Origin of the sequence: Lentisphaera marina (assembly GCF_028745505.1) — a bacterium.
Lineage (GTDB): Bacteria > Verrucomicrobiota > Lentisphaeria > Lentisphaerales > Lentisphaeraceae > Lentisphaera > Lentisphaera marina.
The window spans coordinates 1,649,635-1,667,974 of record NZ_JAQZZL010000001.1 but is presented as its reverse complement, the minus strand read 5'-3'; the positions used below and the strand labels follow the sequence as shown (position 1 = coordinate 1,667,974).

Sequence of the window (18,340 nt, the reverse complement as noted above, 5' to 3'; positions counted from 1 at the left end):
AAATTTTCTAAAAAGGAACTTATGAAATAGAACAATGATTTCTAAGGCTGCTTAATGACAAATGATTTTTTTATACTTGGTGCCCTCTGAAACTGCGGCTCGCTAGATCTACCCCATTGATAGGCTGCCACCGTGATCTTAATTGGCCATTTAGCTTTCACTGGGATTTTCGTGAAGATGAGTTTGTCTCCCTTGATCATTGCTGGACCTTCGATGACACAAAAGCGAACGGCCAGATTCGAGTCACTCACGGCCTTTAGGTCAATCGCTTTGACACCGTAAAGCTGATCGGGAATATCATCAAAAAGTATCTTTTGTTCTTTTCCTTCTTTATTTATTTTGGGAGTGCGACTCTGATCACTTGTTCAGCATAAATGTATTTTTCATCACCGGAGTGATAAGCCATAAGTTTTAAATTAGCTCCTTTATTTAAGGAAAAACGCTTGTGCCTCAGACGAAGTCGATGAAACTCATTTGGCCGCCATCGGAGGATCACAAGGCGGTGCTTTAGCCCTCGCTTGCGCAGCTATAGAACCGAAAATAAAACTCTGTGCGCCCCATTATCCTTTTCTTTGTGATTATCAGCGCGTTTGGGATATGGACCTCGATCAAAATGCTTATGAAGAACTGCGTAATTACTTTCGCTATCACGATCCACTCCATCAAAGAAAAGAACAAGTATTTAATACACTGGGCTATATTGATATCCAAAATATCAGCAAGCGCATCAAGGCAAAAACCTTCATGGCCTGTGGTCTCATGGATCAAATCTGCCCCCCTTCCAGTCAGCATGCTGCTTACAATAAAATAACTGCAGAAAAGGACATCGTTTATTACCCAGACTCTGCTCACGAGCGTCTTCCAGGCTGGGCCGATAAAGTTCACCAATTGATCTTAAGTCATATTGATGATTAGAGTATAAAATGGCAATAATATGGATGTCTAGAGCTATTTAAAAGATATAAATCGGTTGAATGGATGTTGGACACTTACAAATATCTACGTGATCGTGGCGCCAAGCTCTTGCTCAATGTCAGTCCAAGGCCCAACGGGGAACTCCCGGAGATTGTTTATCAACGCTTTCAAGAAATCCAAAGAAAGCTTTAAGAAGAAAATAAAAATAGCAACTTGATTTTTTACATTGTGATATATATAATACATATTATAATACATTGAGCACTTATGAAAAATAAAACATTTAGCCTGATCGAAGTTCTTGTTGTCGTTGCTATTATTGGCATCTTAGCTTCTTTACTCATGCCTGCACTTAAAAAATCGCGCGAATCAGCAAGAAGAGTCTTATGCCTAAGTACTTTAAAGCAGCATCATATTGCCATTAACCTCTACTCAGGCGACAACAATAGCCATCTACCATCAAATTTTACAGGTGCTAATGTAAGTCTTCCTAACACTCAAAGTACTACTTTTTTAAAGGAAATAGCGGTATATATGGGAACTAGTCATAAAGGCTATGAATGCCCAGGAGTTTACGAGGGAAAGTTTGGCATTGATTCAGTAGGTTCTTGAACACTGGATGATGGTACACAGATCACAGCGTTAAAAACTTATCATGAAAATGCTTTTCGATTTGAGGACAATCCGACTACTAGCGCTAATGCTGGCAGAGTTTCCGTCGGCCTCTTCAAACAAAATTACTACACGAAAATCACCAATGTAAATCCAGGAACTATTGCCATGCATGATTACGTCAGAAACTGGAGTACAACTCAATCCACCGCAGAAGAAATAGGCGATGCAAGCGATGGACGTGGAGTCAGCATGGGCAATCACCTAAATGAAGGTGCAAATTCACTACATATTGATGGCTCAGCAAGTTTTATCAAAACCAATACTTGGATGTTTCATGACGAATACAAAGTCACCAATACGACTAGTCAGTGGTATGAAAATGTAGGGAATTTTGGCATTTTTCAATCAAGTATTCAACCACCGGGCACGAGGTTTTACTGGAATCCCAATTATTAATTCTTTAAAGAATCGGATCACAGAAAAATAATTAAAATCGTGACATAAGATATTGAGAAAAATTTATTAACTAAAATCAAAACTCTTTTAACAAGGACTCTGCATGAACTTAGTACGAAAAACCTTTTTTGCTTCTCTTTATTTTGCGACCTTCGCAAGCCAAGCTGAAGATATTTCAAAAGTCCATAAGGGTGAAGAAAAATTTTATAAGGGAAGTTACGGTGCTCCTGGTGATTACATCCTCAATGGCGAATTAATTAAAGACCTGCCTCCTCCCATTGAAGTCCCTGTGCATTACAAAGCTCCAGGTTTTGATGTATCTAAGCTGACTCCAGTACCCAAAGTGGGTATTCACCCTAGAATAGTTATTGGTCCCGAGGATATCGAGCGCTTCAAAAAAATTCATAAAATGGGGTCAAAGGCACCACGTATTTTTAAACTTCAAATGGAGCAGATGCGTCGCGATGCAGAAAAGTGGAAAGTTCCGGCAAATTTCAATTACAGAACAAGCCCGTGGGGTGAAGACAGTAAAATCGCTGGTTGGGGCTTATATGCTTTGATCACTGAAGATCAGGAATTGGGTGAAAAAGCCGCAAAAGCTACTGTTGAGCACGCTCTCTATCTTGAGGGTCGAGTCGACATTCTCAACACAGATCCTATTGCAGCCCCCATAAAAGATGTGGCTTATGATTTCCTTCGTAGAGAAGTCGTTTTTGGGCAAATAAGCTATCACGACGCCTATTATCAAGGAGGTAAAACAAGAGTAGAACAATTGTATAAAAAACATGGAGCTACTTTAAAAGGATATGACTTCAGTGGAACCCATTTATCTTTAGCCTTTGAATATGACTATGCTTATCCTTTTATGAGCGAGCAAGAGCGCACGGTTGTCCGTCGCGTGATCTCCAAATGCACTCTTGGTAAATACACCACTGGTATGCAAATTCCCGGTCAAATGTACATCAATAACCACATGTCTGGGGCCGCCAACCAAATCTACCTTGCCCTAGCTATTGAAGGCGAAAAGGGCTATGACCCCCGCGTCGCAAAAATGGCTGAATGGAGTTTAAAAAACAAACTTAGTTATGACTTATCGTCTGATGGTATCACCTATGAGAACACCAAAGGATTTATCCCGATGCTTCCCGTTCTTGCCATTGCTAAACGACAGGGGCCCAATCATCCGGAAAATTTACTCAAGCATAGTCATCTTCTAGCAAGAGCCAATTCCAACCTCCAACACGCTAGAAAAATCTACTATCGTTTTTCTACCGAATCACGTCGTCGCCCCGATGGCAAGAGTCTTGATAAAATCCTCACTGGTTTAGATGAAGCACGCTATTGGATGGCGTCAGGCGCATCCGGCTCAGGTGGTCATCTTGAATTCTGGTCAGTAATGAAGCATTTTTACCCAGAAGACAAGTTAGTGGATTTTGTCTGGAATGCTAAACTTCCAGGAAGTTTAAGCTATTTCGAGGGAACTCCCAAAGATAATTGGTCAGGAAAAATCCATCATAATTGGTTTTCACTTAAAGCTATAAACTTGCTCACGGCTACACAAATGACTGATTATAATAAATTAGACAACTTGGAAGAGTTTAAAGATGTAGAAAAGTTTTGGTTTGATGATGAACGTGGCATCACTTCTGCTCGCAACGACTGGTCAGCGGACTCCATGCTCTTTCACCTAGAGAATAGAATTGATCAGTATTACATGGGACATGAGTCACCTCAGCATGGCGACTTTCAAGTTTGGGCCGATGGTATCCCTTGGGTAAGCAATGGCGGTGGCTACATCGACACAAGTTTTAGAAATATGGTAACGGTAGATGGCCTCGCAGGTGTTTACGCACCTATCTCCGGTGATTGGATGACCGCAAAAAATACCGAAATTGCCTCTAATTCTGTATCTGAAATGACTTCCGCTTATCAATGGCGTAAAAGTCTTAATGGTCTGCGCTACCTCGATCACCCTGGCCTTGAATCCATGCCCTCTCAAATGCAGCCATTTGCCAAGGAAGCCTATAGTCTGGATCGCTTTTCCGAGCTTGCCTACCTGCCAAAAATCCGCGAACACTACGATGGCTTTGCCCACCTAGATTACGGCCCTTGGCATGGTGAAACTCGTGGCCCCGAGTACTACTATAAATGGAATGATCCCATGGATCACGTCTTCCGTACAACTCACTTTGCACGTGGTAAAAGACCTTACTTACTTATTTTTGATGATTTACGAAAAGCAGATGACCAAAATCACCAATTTGATTGGCGCATGATGATTACTGGTGATGCCGCTATTTATAGCTCAAATCCCAAAGCAAAAGGTCGACACACAAGCAAGAGTACCGATGGTGTAATTGGAACAGATCTTATTTTTTGCATGGCTGACAAAAACATAAATAGACATGGCGGTAACGCATGGGGCTTGCGCTACATTGAAATGAAGCCTAAACCCAAGAAAGGCGACCCCATGTTACTTGTCCGAATTCTGTGGAGAAATACCAATTACGCTTTCCCGGTACCCAATGTCCAGCGCTCATATTCCTGGAACATGGTTTCGGTCCCCGCCTTTGGCAAAAGCCCGGAATACCGCGTTATGGTTTACCCCTACAAATATGGTGAGAACCTGCCTACAACTGAGTGGTCTGATGACAGGACCCGCCTAACAGTCCAAATTGGCGAAAATATTGATACATATGACTTTAGCCAAACTGATCGCGAAAGAACAGTTTACTCAATGAAACGCAATGGGAAATCTATTATTGACTCCAACGCACGTCCACCAAAACCGATCTTTGACTCCAGTAGTAAATTCACCGTGGATCAAAACCGTCCAAATTGGCGCGCTCCGCAAATTTTGGTCGATACTTATCCAGTTAAATTTAAAAACATTAAACCAGGAGCTCAAGTCTATTACACCCTTGACGGTAGTGAACCAAATGCGCAGTCCGCAATTTATGATGGTACTTTAGCTATCAATAAAAGCTGTACCCTGAAGGCAAAAACCTACCAGGCAGACTGGCGCTACGGCAAAGAACACTGGAGCGAAACAGTAAGTATAGATTTTAAAAAACAAGCGCCTAAAAAAGCTTTGGCGACAAAACCTCAATCACAGGGACTCTTACTCAAAGGCTATGAGATAAAAACCACAAAGTTTGATGAGAAAGGCTTTTTCCAGGGAGATAAAAATTCACTTCCAAACATTCAACAATACACAGCGCTCATGACCCATGCGGTCAAAGGTTTTTACATCCCAAAAATGAACAATACGGTAGACAGCAAATGGATGACTAAAGCTTTCTACAATTTCAGTGGATACATCCAAGTACCTGAAAGCGGTGTTTACTCTTTCGAGCTCGAATCAGCAGGTCCCATTGACTTTAAAGTGTCCGCCCAAAGCCTCATTCTTGTTGATAAGCAATATGGACTTTCCTACAAAAAACGCTATGGCGATATCGCGCTTTCTAAAGGTACGCACAAGTTTGACCTTACTGTATGTGACCCAGTTTTCTGGAAAGGTGATATGGAAGAAGACTATAAAATAAATCTAGCTTTTAAAAGGCCAGGATCTAGTAAATATATAGCTCTTGCTGATTCAGCCCTCAGTCGCAATGCCGACAAACTTGAGGCTTTGAGCCCTTCAAAATTTAGCCAAAAGAATATTGCCGTAGAAAGGCTTCAGGTTCTTCCCGGACTCATTCAAAAAAGATATGATCGTCTCGACATCATCTTGACTGATGAAGCTAAACAAGCTCAAGGTAGATCTGAAGCTAAACTCATAGCTGCCTCCGGCTTACCATTAGAGTATTTCGATGTGAGTTCAGCAAAACCCTACTCAGTAAAAATTGCGGACCTAATGATAAGCAGTAACTCACCACGAAAACTGCTAGAGTACGAAGGCTACATTCGCATTGGTAAAGACGGCGTTTACGAATTTGATTTGGCTAAGGGTATTGAAAATGCTTCTCAACTTATCATTGCCAACAAAGTCATTGTTCGTCGTCGAGTGAATGCTGAAAAAGTCAATGGCAAAATTGCTCTTAGTAAAGGTCTTCATGCTTTCCGTTTCCAAATTGCCATGGGCTCATCCCTGATAAGAATGAAACATGAGAGTGAAAGTGACTTCCAAACCTTAATTCCCGTAGCCCTCGCCTATGATTCCCATTACAAACTCCCAAAAATAACCGCCGGAAAAAACAAAGACTTACCAGCAGGTTTAATTGCTTATATGCCCTGTGATAAATTAGATTTGGGATCAAGCCCAGTTCTTGATAGCAAGGGTGCTTCTACAGTGATATCCGGTGGACAAATTATCAATGATGGAATCAGAGGCAAAGCTCTTGGTATTTATGGCGAGGCTGGCCTCATAAGCTTTAGCGGTCTACGTCAGCGTGAAGATGAATTCACTATTTCAGCTTGGATCAAATATAAAGATAAGCCTCAGGATATTGTTCTATGGGGAGAAGCCTATGGCAATCTGACTCTTCGCTGCCGCGCTAATCGTTTCATTGCCAATTGGAATAGAAATATTGGCAATGTTGATGTGAGCCTTGATAAAAAGAAGATTACTGCAGATAAATGGTTTCATATTGCCGCCACTTATGGTAAAAATGTAACTATCTATTTTAATGGAGAAAAAATTGCTCAAAAGCAGGTACTAAATTACTCCAGTCGTAAGGGCAACGGTTTTTTCCAAGGCGGTAAATTTATGCACTGTAATAATAAGCCGACGGCAGTAGATGAAGTCCGCCTTTTTGATCGAGCTCTCAATGCCGAAGAGATTAAAAAAGTTTATAATATTGATAAACCATAAAATTATACTGGCCTTGAATTACAAGGACGACGAAGTTTCTTGCCTGCATGAATAAATCACTTAAGGGCTCAATTAATTACACTGCGGCCAGAAAAAATATTATCTGGTGTCAGTGCACGGGCATGCTTCCCCTGATGTTTCTCATCAATGGATTCATGCTCAATTATTGTAAAAAGTTTGGACTTAGTGATTCTGACGTCATGCTTTCACTCACTGTATTACCCAACATCTTGATGGTCCTACTCATCCTACCAGTGGCTAATCTTTCAGATAAATTTGGCAAAAAGAAACTAGGAAATCTCACCAATATTCTTTGCCCCATAGCCTATTTAATCATCTTGTCTGCTTCCTATTTCAAGGAAAATTTTTTACTTATCGTAAGCACTGGCTTAATCGTCTATCAATTGGGCCATATCTTTACCGTTTCTAATTGGTTCGCACTCATGGAACCCTTGATTGAAAAAGGGAAACGCGGACGCTTTCTCGCCGTTTTAAGAACATCTTGGCAAGTCATTGCTCTTATTGCCACGATGCTCTCTTCATGGGCTTTTTCTCTTTCAGATGACAGCAATATTTACCGTAGTATCATTATAATTTTGGCAATCTTCTGCTTAATAAGAGCCATTTTCTATGGGCGTATTCCCGAAGTCCAAACCAGTAGAGAAAAAGCTAATAAATTTAGCGATGCTTGCAAACACCTTCTCCATAATAAAAAGTATATCTATTTTTGCATCTTTTGTTTTCTCATTGCCTTCTTAGGATCAAGCCTAGCCACCACTCTCAACCTCTACCAAATTGGTGCCTTAAACTTTAGCGAAAGCAATGTCCTCACCATTTCTTATATCAATATGACCGGCGCCACTGCTGGCTTTTGGCTAGGGGGTTGGATCAGCGATAAATACTCTCACGATCGCCTCTTTAAGATATCTACCCTAGTCATCACCTTCTTCCTCATTTGCTTTACTTTCACCCGTCACTTCCCTGTAAGTTACATGCTCAGTACGGCTCTGATTGCGTTTTTAATTAATACCTGGATATCTGCCATGCATATTGGCATCAGTGGCGAGGCCATGCATGTCGTTGACGAAAGAGACAAATCCTTTGGCATCTCCCTGAGCTTCATGCAAATGGCCTTGGGCACTAGCGTCAGCTCCATTCTCTGTATGAAGTTTTTAGAGATATACCAAGGCCGAACTTACTTATTGATGAATTTAGAATTCAATCACTACGAAGCTCTACTCGCGATAATGGCTGGGTTTATGTTACTCATCAGTATTTATGGCTTTTTTGCCTTCCGTCAGCCACCCAATACAAAGGTTCTAACGACTTAGTTAATAATAAAAAATGAACACGATTATCCAGTTAACGGTGCACACTTGAGTTCACCATCGCAAAGCGATGGAACTTTAAATAGGCCCACATGAAATGTGGGTACATAGATAACAAAAAATACTAGTGCCTTCCATGAGAAGGCATGGGCTGTTTTTTGTCGATCATAGACCTAGGATTTCATCCCAGGCTAATCAAAGTACTATGGCTTAACCATAGCGAGCCAAGAACTATCACAAAAACTTATCAACATCGTTAACTGGTAATTGTGAAACTGAATACGTGAACTGCATTCACTTATTCAATTCAGTTCTAATCATTTAGTAAGGATAATTAGCAAGGTACTCTGTTGGTGTGCATTGATTCATGCGCTTGAAGAACTGATAAAAATAAGCTTCGTCCGCAAAGTTAAACTCTTTCGCTATGTGGTGATATTTACGATTTTCATTTTTAATAAAGGTACAGATCTCCTGATTGAGTCGCTGATTGATATATTGCTTGAGATTAAGCTTGTACTTCTTTTTAAAATCTCTCGATAGTGCTTCATGACTCATTCCCACATGTCGAGCTATATCCTGAACGCGTAACTGGGCATCCAAATTTTTATTAATGTAATTTATCAATTTTTGATCTCTTGGACTAGGTATACTTAAGTCATACTCGCATAATAAGTCTTGTATATGAGGAATAAACTGCCACAGACAAGATCGCGCATGAGCGGCTTTATATTCGCAGTCTTTTAGAACTTTTGGATCAAAAACTTTTTTAATTTCATAGACTTTTTCTAGCTTATGCACAAGATCAAAACCCGGCGGAATAATAAAGCGAAAGGAACCCCACACTTTCTCTATATACATAGCTGTATTTAAATTCATTTCTAAGCCGGCTGGTAGAACATACATATTGCCTGGATTCAAATCAAATTCTTGCCCACAAAAGTCAATTGTCCCTTGTCCATCGAGTATTAAATAAAAGATCGTTGAGCTTTGTTTAATACCTTGATAAGACCACTGAGAACTCTTGTAATATTTAATGAAATCAAGCTGTAAACGAAGCTTATCTGAATAATTAATCATTTCTATCATATCAAAAAATCACAGTAATTCATCAATTAAATACCTTTTATATATCAATTTTTATAATATATAATCTTTTTAGATAAAAACTAGCTAGGAAAAAAACATGTCCGAATTACGTCAGCAATTACTCATACTCTACAGTTCAAATAGCTCACCCGATTCTTCCACAATAGGCTATTCAATGTACGATGGCAGTTCCGATGTTATGTCTCCTCATGAAGTGGATACGCCCATGCCCTACGACACAGTTCTAGATGCCATGCGCGACGGCTGGCGAGTCATCCAATTCCCGTCACTGGGAAGGCAAAAAGGCAATGAGCTTGAAACTGATTATCTTGAATTTGAATTTGTCTTAGAAAAAATTGTGGAAAAACCCCATGAATAATTTACTCAATTCAAAAGAAATGGCATTATTCACAAAGCAAGGCTTTTTACGCTTTGATGAAATGATTGATACAGATCTATGTAAAGAATTTTTTAGCTATATGGAAAACCCCGAGTCAAAACAGTATCAGCCACAGGGTCAGTTATTGTGGGATGTTTGGGATAAAAAAAGTTCCATAGGAAAAATCATTCATCATCCTGACATGATAAAAATCATTCATAGCCTCGTAGGAAAAAAGCCTCGCTATGATCATCACTTTCCCCATAAGACTCACCCCGGAAAAGGCCTGCAACACCTGCACCAAGATGCTGAGTACGACAGGAGAGATCATCAATTCGATATTCAAATCTCTCTTTACCCTCAAGATACCAGCTTGGAGATGGGAGGCACGCGCTTTTTACCTTCAAGCCATTTTAGAAAAGTGAATGAAGCTACCATCGGGCGCTACCAGCATATTCGCGGTATGCAGCAGATGGTTTGCAAAGCCGGCACCGTTCTGGTTTGGCATACTGGCCTCTGGCATGCGGCTCAGCCAAATATCAGCGAAAATAAAATTCGTTATATGTTTAAATTGCGCCTTAACCCCATGGAGAAACAGCAAAGACTTTTTGATACTTCAGATCTTAATGATCCTGAAATATCCAAACTTCTTAATCAAACTTATCTATGGCATGGCCAAAGTCACCGTCGTGAGCTCTTCAATCGCATTAAGTTTTGGCGCTATATAAGTGATCAGCCTGACTACGATTTGGATATGTGGATGACGAGAAATGAAAACAGCACTCATTATTACAAGCGATCACAAGTCACCTAAGCTCTGATTTCAATTCTTGAGCTATCTTTAAGACTAAGTCAAAAACCTAATGGCCTGGGTCAATAATTGCTTCATTTCTGGGTACTTATCATATTCGGACGGTTCATGCCCCAAAGTTGAGTAAAATACTTTGCCCTGCCCCCAGTTTTTCACCCAAGCGACAGGCATAATCATTGTCTGATCTTCGTAGATATATCTTGTTTCTGCCAAAACTTCTATTGAAGGCTCTGTAAGCATATAATACTGTTCTGTATCCACCGTGAAACTAGCGCTTATTCCAAGGCATATGGGGTGATTTTTTTGCGTAATCCGCACTTCATATTCACCTACATAAGGATGAGCAAGAAACTGACCGCCAAGCATCCATTGATAAGTTAAGCAGGAACGGAAAGCATCGCCGGCACCACCGTGGATACCCAATAAATTAACACCAGATTTTATTGCCTCGGAAATATTATTCTCTTGCTCATCACTTATTTCCCCCATGGTCCAATTGGGCATAAGAATATCAAAACTTTTTAAAAAATTCAAATCATTAAAACTATCCAAGGTATGACTGTGGATCACTTCAAAACCTTGTTCTTTATAGAGCTGATCAAAAAAATCTGCAAATTCATAGGGCTTGTGCCCCAACCAACCACCTGAAACAATGAGTACATTCTTCATGAAATTCTTATCTCCATTATTTTTTCACCTGGATCCATTTTTACTTTTGAAACTTCTTATGTCAAGAAAGTCAAAAAAGGATTTAAAAGTCTCTCATGAATATACAAAATCTCCTGTATTTATCCTGATTTGCAAATAAGGAAACTGTCAAAGGTAGGCTAGTCGAGTCCTTATCATTACTGATTTATAAAAGAGATCGATCACTCACTAAGTCCATATTGCTCGTAAGGCGTACAATTATCACCTGCAAGATTAATTGAATATTTATTTCGTAAAACCTACTTGAAAGTAAAATAATTGCAATATATAATACATATTATAATACTAACTGCCTCCAAGGACTAAGTTCATGTTATCCATTTTAAAATATCTCTTGATTTTAATTTCTTTAAGCGCTTTAGCTTCAGATACAAAAACCAACATCATTTTTATCTTAGCAGATGATCTCGGTTATGGTGAACTCGGCTCTTATGGTCAAGAAAAGATCCAAACTCCTGAATTAGATAAAATGGCTGATGCTGGCATTCGCTTTACTAATCACTACTCTGGTTACACCACCTGTACCATGTCACGCAAAGTTCTCATGACTGGAAAACATATCGCCAATCTTCCCATGGGTGATAAAATCCCTTCAATCACAATTGCTGGGCTGCTTAAGAATGCCGGATACAAAACAGCGATGATCGGCAAATGGGGCATGATGGGCCGTCCAGGCCACGACAATAGCCCAGGCGAACATGGTTTCGATCATGTCTTCACTTACGATAATCAGGGCTTCGCACACTTTTATTATCCCGAATTCATGTGGCGTAATGGCGAAAAAGTCCATTACCCCACCAACAAGAACTTACTTACAGATGAGGGCTACATTAAAGAAAAACACCATGGGGTTTACAGTCATGATGAATTTACCAAAGACGCATTAGGGTTTATCGAAGAAAATAAAGACACTCCTTTTTTCCTCTACCTGCCCTACACCATTCCCCATGCAGAGATCACTGTACCCCATGATTCTGTTGAACCCTATCTAAAACTCAATTGGCCTGAAACTCCAAAAATCATCGGTGGCGGTGGTTCAAAAGACCCCGGCTATGGCAGTCAGTACGTCAAAGGTTACTGCGGACAAAAATACCCCCACGCCGCCTACGCCGGAATGATCAGTCGCATGGATCGAGATGTGGGTCGTATCCTCGATCTACTCAAAAAACTCAAAATAGAAGAAAACACCCTCGTACTCTTTGGTAGCGATAACGGAGCTTCTCCCGAAGGCGGTCAAACGCTGGAGTTCTTTCAGAGTTCTGGCAAACTCCGAGGTGATAAGCGCAGTATTTATGAAGCAGGAACCCGCACACCTTTTATTGCTTACTGGCCTAAAACTATTCAAGCAGGTCAAGTCACGGATCATATAAGTGCCTATTGTGACTTCATGGCCACCGCATGTGATGTGGCGGGCATCAAAACTCCTGAGCATAGTGACGGCGTGAGCTACCTTCCTAGCCTTTTGGGGAACCGCCATCAGCAGGCGCAACGTCCTTATATATTTAATGCCTGGAAATCTTGGTCATCCGTTCGCGTCAAAGAATGGAAGCTCATTGCCAATCGCAAAAAAGATTTAAGTCCCGCTGAACGCTTTGAACTCTATAATTTAGAAAAAGATGAAGGGGAAATGAAAAACCTGGCGACTCAACATCCCGAAAAGGTTCAGTCCCTGCACAAACTCATCAATAAAATTTCCAAACGTCACTACACACCCTAATTAAAACCAAGGATATACAATGAGATTCATATTCGTAATTATCTTTTTTAACATCAGCCTTTTAGCTGATAAAGCACTTATCGAAGAAGACTTTGATAAGTTAAATAAGAAAACTTTTAAAAACATCGAACTCACAAGAGGCAAAGAGGGAAAAGCGGCCTCTTTCAATGGTTCATCAAGTCTGATTAATTTGACTAATCCCTTCAAAAAGGAGGGTCATTCAGGGGTTTCTGTGTCTTTTTTTATCAAGCCCAAAAAATCAGATATTAAAAAATCGTACGAGAACCTTATCAGTATTGGTAGCCACAAGGGGATTTCTATCCGTTTTAAACAGGAGTACACCTTAAGTATCGGGGCGGGAAATCACCATAGAATTATGCACTCTCTCAAAGATCAAAAATACAATAGAAAGTGGATTCACATACTAGTGACACGCGATAAGAAGGAAGTTAAACTCTACATCGATAATGTCTTAATTGATACAGCTCCATGCCCCGAGAAAGAGCAATATAACCATCAAGACATTCTTATTGGAGCCGCTTACTATGATGGCGATAAATCGGTCACTGAACAGCATTATGAAGGTCTTATAGATGAACTAAAAATCTATGACAAAGTCATCAATAAACAATCAGGCATACAGAGTATTTAAAGTAAAAATACTCACTGAACTACACTCACCTTAAACTCAAAAATCAGGATAGTAAGCAATGATAAAGTTAAAAAAATTCACTCTGATTGAAGTTTTAGTTGCAATTGCAATTATAGGTATTTTAGCTTCTATGCTCTTACCTGTCTTAGGGAAAGCTCGACGAACAGCTAAAACCGTCTTGTGTAAAAACAATTTAAAAACTCTTGGCATGGCTAATTTTATTTATGGAGATAATTGGGATAATTACCCTGTGCCTTATAGAGATAACAATGGAAATTGGTGGTATAAAAATAGCGAATTCAAGGAATATTACCCTTACTTCCGCCAAGATCAAAATAATTTCCAAGTCAATGCGTCCTGTCATGAAGCAGTTGCTAGAACCGCAGATACGACAAATGGCATCAGAGGAGATCTAGTTTATGGACATAATATGATCGGAGGTGGCAGTGGTAACAGTCTCGGTTTTAGAGGCATCTCATATCAAATGATCAGCTCCCCCTCTAGCTTTCTTCATTACAGTGAGCAAAATAACCAAGATGCAGGGATTAATTCAGATAATTTTGATTCCCGTCATGAGGATAAGTCTAATGTCCTGTACTTAGATGGACACGTTGCACCAATAAGCTATCTACTTGGTATTAGCACGGCGAATACTGAGGCCCCGTGGGGGGATAATGGCTTAGATATCACTGCCATTGTCAATAGTAATTAATGATTAAACTATTCCCTGATTTAATAATTAAGGGAAAGAACATTAACAAAATATAATAAAAATAGAAAGTAACATTTTAAGAGCGCCAATGAAAAAACTCTCTATTAAAGCCTAAATTATGTTTAACACAACGCTTAGAATACTAATAATTTTTGTCGGTAGTTTAGAGATGATGGCCCTAGACTTAGGCAGCTCAGTATTGCAATGGCGCTTCGATAATCCACATAGCTATGGGGATATAGAATACGATGTCTCCGGGCATAGTAACAATGGAATCATTCGCTGGGAACGATTAGGAAGCAATGGAGGCTTACGCTGGAAACCAGTAGATGGATTTTTTAAAGGATCAGCTTACTTACCTCGAGGTGTACGGGGTACTATATCTACTCAAAAAACTCTTTCTCTTCCTAATAATTGGACTATTTCATTATTATTTAAGCCCTTGAATGATAAAACTCGCTTTGATAATATGATTAGCTTTCATTGTTCTGATGACACCAAGAAGAATATTTTATCTTTTGGACAAAATCATAGATTTCGGATTAATTTAGACACTTATAGTCAACAGCAGACTCTTTACTTTTTTAAAGATAAAATGAGTTCTATGCAATGGAATCATTTGCTAATAGTTTATGAAACTGAACAAGTGACTTTTTATCTAAATGGTAAATCACAAACTGTAAAACATTCTAGTCCTTGGAACCCTTCCACAAAATTTAAATTATCACTCTCAGGTCGCAATGGCAGCCCACACCATCGTTCGGAAGGTGACTTCGATGAATTCAGAATCTATGGACGCGCACTTGATACTGAGGAAATCAATCAATTGGCATCGAAAGATTTTTATCAAAAAGAAAAATCTATTCCCATTGCAGATCCAGGTATGGGTTACACAACTTTTCTAGAAGATGGCATGGCAACAATAAAAATGCAGGGACGAGAAATGCATTCGAGCCAGAACGCCGGTGCTACCCACTACAAATGGGAATTACTCAATCAGCCTAAGGGGGCGAAAGGTCGTTTCGCCAATGTACATCAGGCTGACACCACATTCAGCGCCAATAAGGCCGGTGATTATGAATTTCAGCTGACGGTAAGTAATGCAGCAGGTAGCGATAGCGCAATAGCTAAAGGGGCCTTTTTTATCCGCGACAGGACTAGCAAACGTTCCAAGCTCTATGAACGCAATGATCACGAACAATTGCGGTCTTTTGGCTTTGAAGCTCCAAACCCCAAACGAGCAGAGGCTCTAGCGGGAAAATCCATGCCTCTGATAGCCCACTGGTCATTCGATGAAGGTGCGGGGCAATCAGTGAACGCTACAGGCCCCAGAGGGTCTAAGCTTACACTCAACACAAATGTACGTTTTGCCGAGGGTCGGCACGGAAGTGCTTTGGATTTAAGGCACATAAAAAAACCGAGTCTAGACTTGGGAACCTTTCCCGAGATGATCGACGATGTTTCGGTCTCTTTCTGGATGTATCATGACCTAGCTCCTAAAAAAGGTTTCCTCGTGGCAGCTAAGGGAGAACAAGCAAATTACTGGGAAGTTAAATTCCGCAAAGGTGACGGTATCCATTCTCACCTACTCTACAAGTGGCATCAAGGCTCAAGCAAGGTTCATCTGGCCAAGCGTTGGGTTCACTGCATCGTCAGTTTTAATGCTGAAGGAGGCATACGTAAAATGTATATTGACGGAGAGCAGCATGTATGGGAACGAGAAGCTGTCAATATCAAAGCTAGCGGATCACCACGCCTAGTCTTCGGTAGCCGCTGTATAATCGATGATTTAGCCATATACAATAAAACCTTGAATCATGAAGAAGCCTGGGCTCTATTCAAAGCCAATGGTGATGCATCAACCGTCACAAAGCGTGTGGCTCAGGATCCCTATCAACAAGCTGCCTTCCGCAATGGTGTGATTAAGCGCTATTACCCAGAGGAAGATTTGAAAACGCAGCTTAATGGTTTTGCTGCTGAACGTTTCGATGGAAGCAAAACCCCACCCTACACACACCCAAGAGTTATTTTCACCATGGAAGACTTGCCTCGCCTGAGAAAGGCTGCCCGTCTACAGCGCGAGGGGGTGAGCAACTTCACCACTGTTCACCTATTTACCAATACCGCCTTCGGAGATGATCTATCTAAGCTCAAACCCATCGCTAGTCGTAGAGAGCCCTCCAACAAAAAGGGGATCGATGTTCCAGGTTCACATATCAAAGTTGATACAAGTAGTCAAGCTGGTGGCCAGATATTAGCTGCTTATCGTGTTCTGATGACAGCCGACTCCAAGGGTGCCCGTAAAATAATAGATAGTATGATGACCGCAGCCAAGCTTCAGCGCGAGAAGATTGATGCAGTTTTGAAGGTCAGCGATAGTTGGCAAATGTACTATCACGATAGTCTAGGACGCCGGGCAACCCCCTTAATCTATGATTATTTATATAACTGGATGACGATTAATGAACGAAGGTTCATCCGTAAATTGATCGCCGATGCCACCGCCCAGAAATTTTCCATCGGAATGTATGGGGCACCTGCAAATCATACTTCCAACTGGGAACCATGGCTGACCGGTGATTTGAATATGGCGTTGGAGGCTATTTCTGGAGAAGAAGGTTATGATTATGTTAGTCATGCCGCCGCTAAACGTGCCCAAAGCCTTTCAGTTATTCACATGAATGATCCCGAATCAGGAGCCCATAGCGAACCCATGGGTAAAAGCAATCTCGGTGCGACTCAGTCGGCGGTTGTTAGTCGTTCTCTGCCACTAGAGAGCAAAATTGTGGCCAGCAAGGCCTATTACAACATGTTCACCAAGTTTATGTTTTATAACGGTTTTCCCTGGACCAATAAGGGACTCTACGAATTCGGTCATCATGGTGGTTTTCTTAATGGTGGCCTCGATCGCTCACTACGTGTGATCCATTATGCCTACCCCGATGATCCGATGCTGAATTATCTCAAGCATAGTTATGAGGGTGGCGATACGGGTAAAAGCCGCTTGAACCCTCGTACCTACGCTCAGGAATCTTGGGCCGTTGCTTTGACCATGCCTCAGGATTGGACCGGACCAGACAATATTACCGCCCATCGACAGCAAGTAATCAAGAAGCTGGATTTGCCACTTGGTTATTTTTCTGATTTCCGTGGCCAAATGACCAGCTACAGCGATTGGAGCCGTGATGCCCTGCAGCTATTTTTTGTCCCGCGCAACCAAAGAGTTGGCCACTCTCAAGCGATTCGTGGAATGTTTGCCATCAATGCCTTGGGTCGACAATGGGTTATTGGTCGCACTTATGATCACAACGACGGCCATGGCAGCATTCCGGCCAAGAACTCGGTCATCACCGTCGATGGCAAGGCTGGCGATACGTCTGCGGCAAAATTATTATTCTACAGTGGAGCGTCCGAGCACAAGGGCGCCACCTTCGATATTCTTAGTTCCGACCTCACCGCCTGCTATCGCCAAATTGATAATAACTGGCCTTCGCTCAATCACACAAAGCTTCATAAAAACAACAAGCGACCATGGATGGATCTTCCGGTGAAGGCTATTCCATCTCCCCTGTCTAACTACAGGGTAAGACAGCCGATCAACCTCGAAAATCTTAAGGATATCGAACTCGATAGCGTTCAGAGCACCGTGCCTTTTGAACATGCGCATCGTACCGCAGTTCTTGCTCGGGGGAAATACCCCTACGTACTGATCGTCGACGACATAAAGAAAGACAGCAAGCAGCGCAGCTACGTATGGAATGCTCCCTTGGCTGAAGACATTATGGCTGCTAAAAGCTGGGTCTTTAAGGGGAATAGCGCGATCATAAGTAATCCCAAAGACACAAGCAATGAATTGATGATCCAGATCTTGGGTAGCAATGGTAGCTGGGGAATCACCCCGGTGCACAGTAGTAAAAAGGGCGATCTTACGGACATGCTGAATCTGACCTATACCGCTGTAAGCGACCGAGCTGAGTTTAAGGCGCTCATCTACCCCAGAAAAAAAGGTGATCCTACACCGTACTTCCACGGTTCGGATGGCAACTTCACCATCACCATTGGAGATCAGCATGATGAACTGAACATCAAACAACAAATGACCATCAAGAGGAAATAACTGACGAAATGAAAAAGTATTGTTACAATGT

At 41.2% G+C, this 18,340-nt stretch carries 14 protein-coding genes and 1 pseudogene; 12 read left to right on the top strand and 3 right to left on the bottom strand.

Annotation, left to right across the window (positions count from 1 at the left end; all coding sequences use genetic code 11):
• Nucleotides 1-41: 41 nt before the first annotated feature.
• The gene (locus PQO01_RS06885; protein WP_274313292.1) at nt 42-251 is read right to left on the bottom strand and encodes a hypothetical protein; all 210 of its coding nucleotides are present in this window, start codon (nt 249-251) and stop codon (nt 42-44) included.
• A gap of 208 nt (nt 252-459) precedes the next feature.
• Here PQO01_RS06885 and PQO01_RS06880 point away from each other — a divergent pair.
• The 6 genes and pseudogenes from PQO01_RS06880 to PQO01_RS06855 all read left to right on the top strand — a co-directional run.
• Nucleotides 460-915 (top strand): annotated as a pseudogene (locus PQO01_RS06880) (acetylxylan esterase); the annotation flags it as partial.
• A 63-nt stretch (nt 916-978) separates the two neighbouring features.
• Complete coding sequence (locus PQO01_RS06875) at nt 979-1,107, top strand: hypothetical protein (protein ID WP_274148629.1); 129 nt, start codon at nt 979-981, stop codon at nt 1,105-1,107.
• Between the two features lie 75 nt (nt 1,108-1,182).
• Nucleotides 1,183-1,527: a type II secretion system protein gene (locus PQO01_RS06870; RefSeq protein ID WP_274313291.1), complete on the top strand. Its 345-nt coding sequence runs from the start codon at nt 1,183-1,185 to the stop codon at nt 1,525-1,527.
• Nucleotides 1,528-1,695: 168 nt separating this feature from the next.
• Complete coding sequence (locus PQO01_RS06865; RefSeq protein WP_274313290.1) at nt 1,696-1,986, top strand: hypothetical protein; 291 nt, start codon at nt 1,696-1,698, stop codon at nt 1,984-1,986.
• A 103-nt stretch (nt 1,987-2,089) separates the two neighbouring features.
• Entirely contained in the window at nt 2,090-6,799 is a 4,710-nt protein-coding gene (locus PQO01_RS06860; protein WP_274313289.1) for a LamG-like jellyroll fold domain-containing protein, read from the top strand.
• Between the two features lie 47 nt (nt 6,800-6,846).
• Nucleotides 6,847-8,130 carry an MFS transporter gene (locus tag PQO01_RS06855; RefSeq protein ID WP_274313288.1) on the top strand — a complete coding sequence of 428 codons (1,284 nt, stop codon included), beginning with the start codon at nt 6,847-6,849 and terminating at the stop codon, nt 8,128-8,130.
• Between the two features lie 318 nt (nt 8,131-8,448).
• On the opposite strand, the gene PQO01_RS06850 is transcribed toward PQO01_RS06855, so the two are convergent.
• On the bottom strand, nt 8,449-9,204 hold the full coding sequence (locus tag PQO01_RS06850; RefSeq protein WP_274313287.1) for an AraC family transcriptional regulator: 756 nt from the start codon (nt 9,202-9,204) through the stop codon (nt 8,449-8,451).
• A gap of 106 nt (nt 9,205-9,310) precedes the next feature.
• On the opposite strand from PQO01_RS06850, the gene PQO01_RS06845 reads away from it, so the two are divergent.
• Both PQO01_RS06845 and PQO01_RS06840 read left to right on the top strand, forming a co-directional pair.
• The gene (locus tag PQO01_RS06845; protein ID WP_274313286.1) at nt 9,311-9,592 is read left to right on the top strand and encodes a hypothetical protein; all 282 of its coding nucleotides are present in this window, start codon (nt 9,311-9,313) and stop codon (nt 9,590-9,592) included.
• Nucleotides 9,585-10,406 carry a phytanoyl-CoA dioxygenase family protein gene (locus tag PQO01_RS06840; protein ID WP_274313285.1) on the top strand — a complete coding sequence of 274 codons (822 nt, stop codon included), beginning with the start codon at nt 9,585-9,587 and terminating at the stop codon, nt 10,404-10,406. The genes PQO01_RS06845 and PQO01_RS06840 overlap by 8 nt, the downstream gene beginning before the upstream one ends.
• Before the next feature lie 33 nt (nt 10,407-10,439).
• Here the strand turns inward: PQO01_RS06840 and PQO01_RS06835 are convergent, their stop codons facing one another.
• A complete protein-coding gene (locus PQO01_RS06835) occupies nt 10,440-11,072 on the bottom strand; it encodes a ThuA domain-containing protein (protein ID WP_274313284.1) in 633 nt (210 codons plus the stop codon).
• 349 nt (nt 11,073-11,421) lie between these two features.
• Between PQO01_RS06835 and PQO01_RS06830 the strand changes: the two genes are divergently transcribed.
• The 4 genes from PQO01_RS06830 (at nt 11,422) to PQO01_RS06815 (ending at nt 18,309) form a co-directional block, all read left to right on the top strand.
• Entirely contained in the window at nt 11,422-12,828 is a 1,407-nt protein-coding gene (locus PQO01_RS06830; RefSeq protein ID WP_274313283.1) for an arylsulfatase, read from the top strand.
• Nucleotides 12,829-12,847: 19 nt separating this feature from the next.
• Nucleotides 12,848-13,480 (top strand): LamG-like jellyroll fold domain-containing protein, encoded by a 633-nt coding sequence (locus PQO01_RS06825; protein ID WP_274313282.1) that lies wholly within the window; start codon nt 12,848-12,850, stop codon nt 13,478-13,480.
• Between the two features lie 58 nt (nt 13,481-13,538).
• Nucleotides 13,539-14,192 carry a prepilin-type N-terminal cleavage/methylation domain-containing protein gene (locus PQO01_RS06820; protein WP_274313281.1) on the top strand — a complete coding sequence of 218 codons (654 nt, stop codon included), beginning with the start codon at nt 13,539-13,541 and terminating at the stop codon, nt 14,190-14,192.
• 118 nt (nt 14,193-14,310) lie between these two features.
• Nucleotides 14,311-18,309, top strand: a complete 3,999-nt coding sequence (locus PQO01_RS06815; RefSeq protein WP_274313280.1) for a LamG-like jellyroll fold domain-containing protein — start codon at nt 14,311-14,313, stop codon at nt 18,307-18,309.
• The last annotated feature ends 31 nt before the right edge of the window (nt 18,310-18,340 follow it).

What these genes read in the sequence shown, in the direction of transcription:
- PQO01_RS06875 (WP_274148629.1), top strand. Translation starts at nt 979, where the DNA reads ATGTTGGACACTTACAAATATCTACGTGATCGTGGCGCCAAGCTCTTG.
- PQO01_RS06870 (WP_274313291.1), top strand. Translation starts at nt 1,183, where the DNA reads ATGAAAAATAAAACATTTAGCCTGATCGAAGTTCTTGTTGTCGTTGCT.
- PQO01_RS06865 (WP_274313290.1), top strand. Translation starts at nt 1,696, where the DNA reads ATGCATGATTACGTCAGAAACTGGAGTACAACTCAATCCACCGCAGAA.
- PQO01_RS06860 (WP_274313289.1), top strand. Translation starts at nt 2,090, where the DNA reads ATGAACTTAGTACGAAAAACCTTTTTTGCTTCTCTTTATTTTGCGACC.
- PQO01_RS06855 (WP_274313288.1), top strand. Translation starts at nt 6,847, where the DNA reads ATGAATAAATCACTTAAGGGCTCAATTAATTACACTGCGGCCAGAAAA.
- PQO01_RS06850 (WP_274313287.1), bottom strand. Translation starts at nt 9,204, where the DNA reads ATGATTAATTATTCAGATAAGCTTCGTTTACAGCTTGATTTCATTAAA.
- PQO01_RS06845 (WP_274313286.1), top strand. Translation starts at nt 9,311, where the DNA reads ATGTCCGAATTACGTCAGCAATTACTCATACTCTACAGTTCAAATAGC.
- PQO01_RS06840 (WP_274313285.1), top strand. Translation starts at nt 9,585, where the DNA reads ATGAATAATTTACTCAATTCAAAAGAAATGGCATTATTCACAAAGCAA.
- PQO01_RS06835 (WP_274313284.1), bottom strand. Translation starts at nt 11,072, where the DNA reads ATGAAGAATGTACTCATTGTTTCAGGTGGTTGGTTGGGGCACAAGCCC.
- PQO01_RS06830 (WP_274313283.1), top strand. Translation starts at nt 11,422, where the DNA reads ATGTTATCCATTTTAAAATATCTCTTGATTTTAATTTCTTTAAGCGCT.
- PQO01_RS06825 (WP_274313282.1), top strand. Translation starts at nt 12,848, where the DNA reads ATGAGATTCATATTCGTAATTATCTTTTTTAACATCAGCCTTTTAGCT.
- PQO01_RS06820 (WP_274313281.1), top strand. Translation starts at nt 13,539, where the DNA reads ATGATAAAGTTAAAAAAATTCACTCTGATTGAAGTTTTAGTTGCAATT.
- PQO01_RS06815 (WP_274313280.1), top strand. Translation starts at nt 14,311, where the DNA reads ATGTTTAACACAACGCTTAGAATACTAATAATTTTTGTCGGTAGTTTA.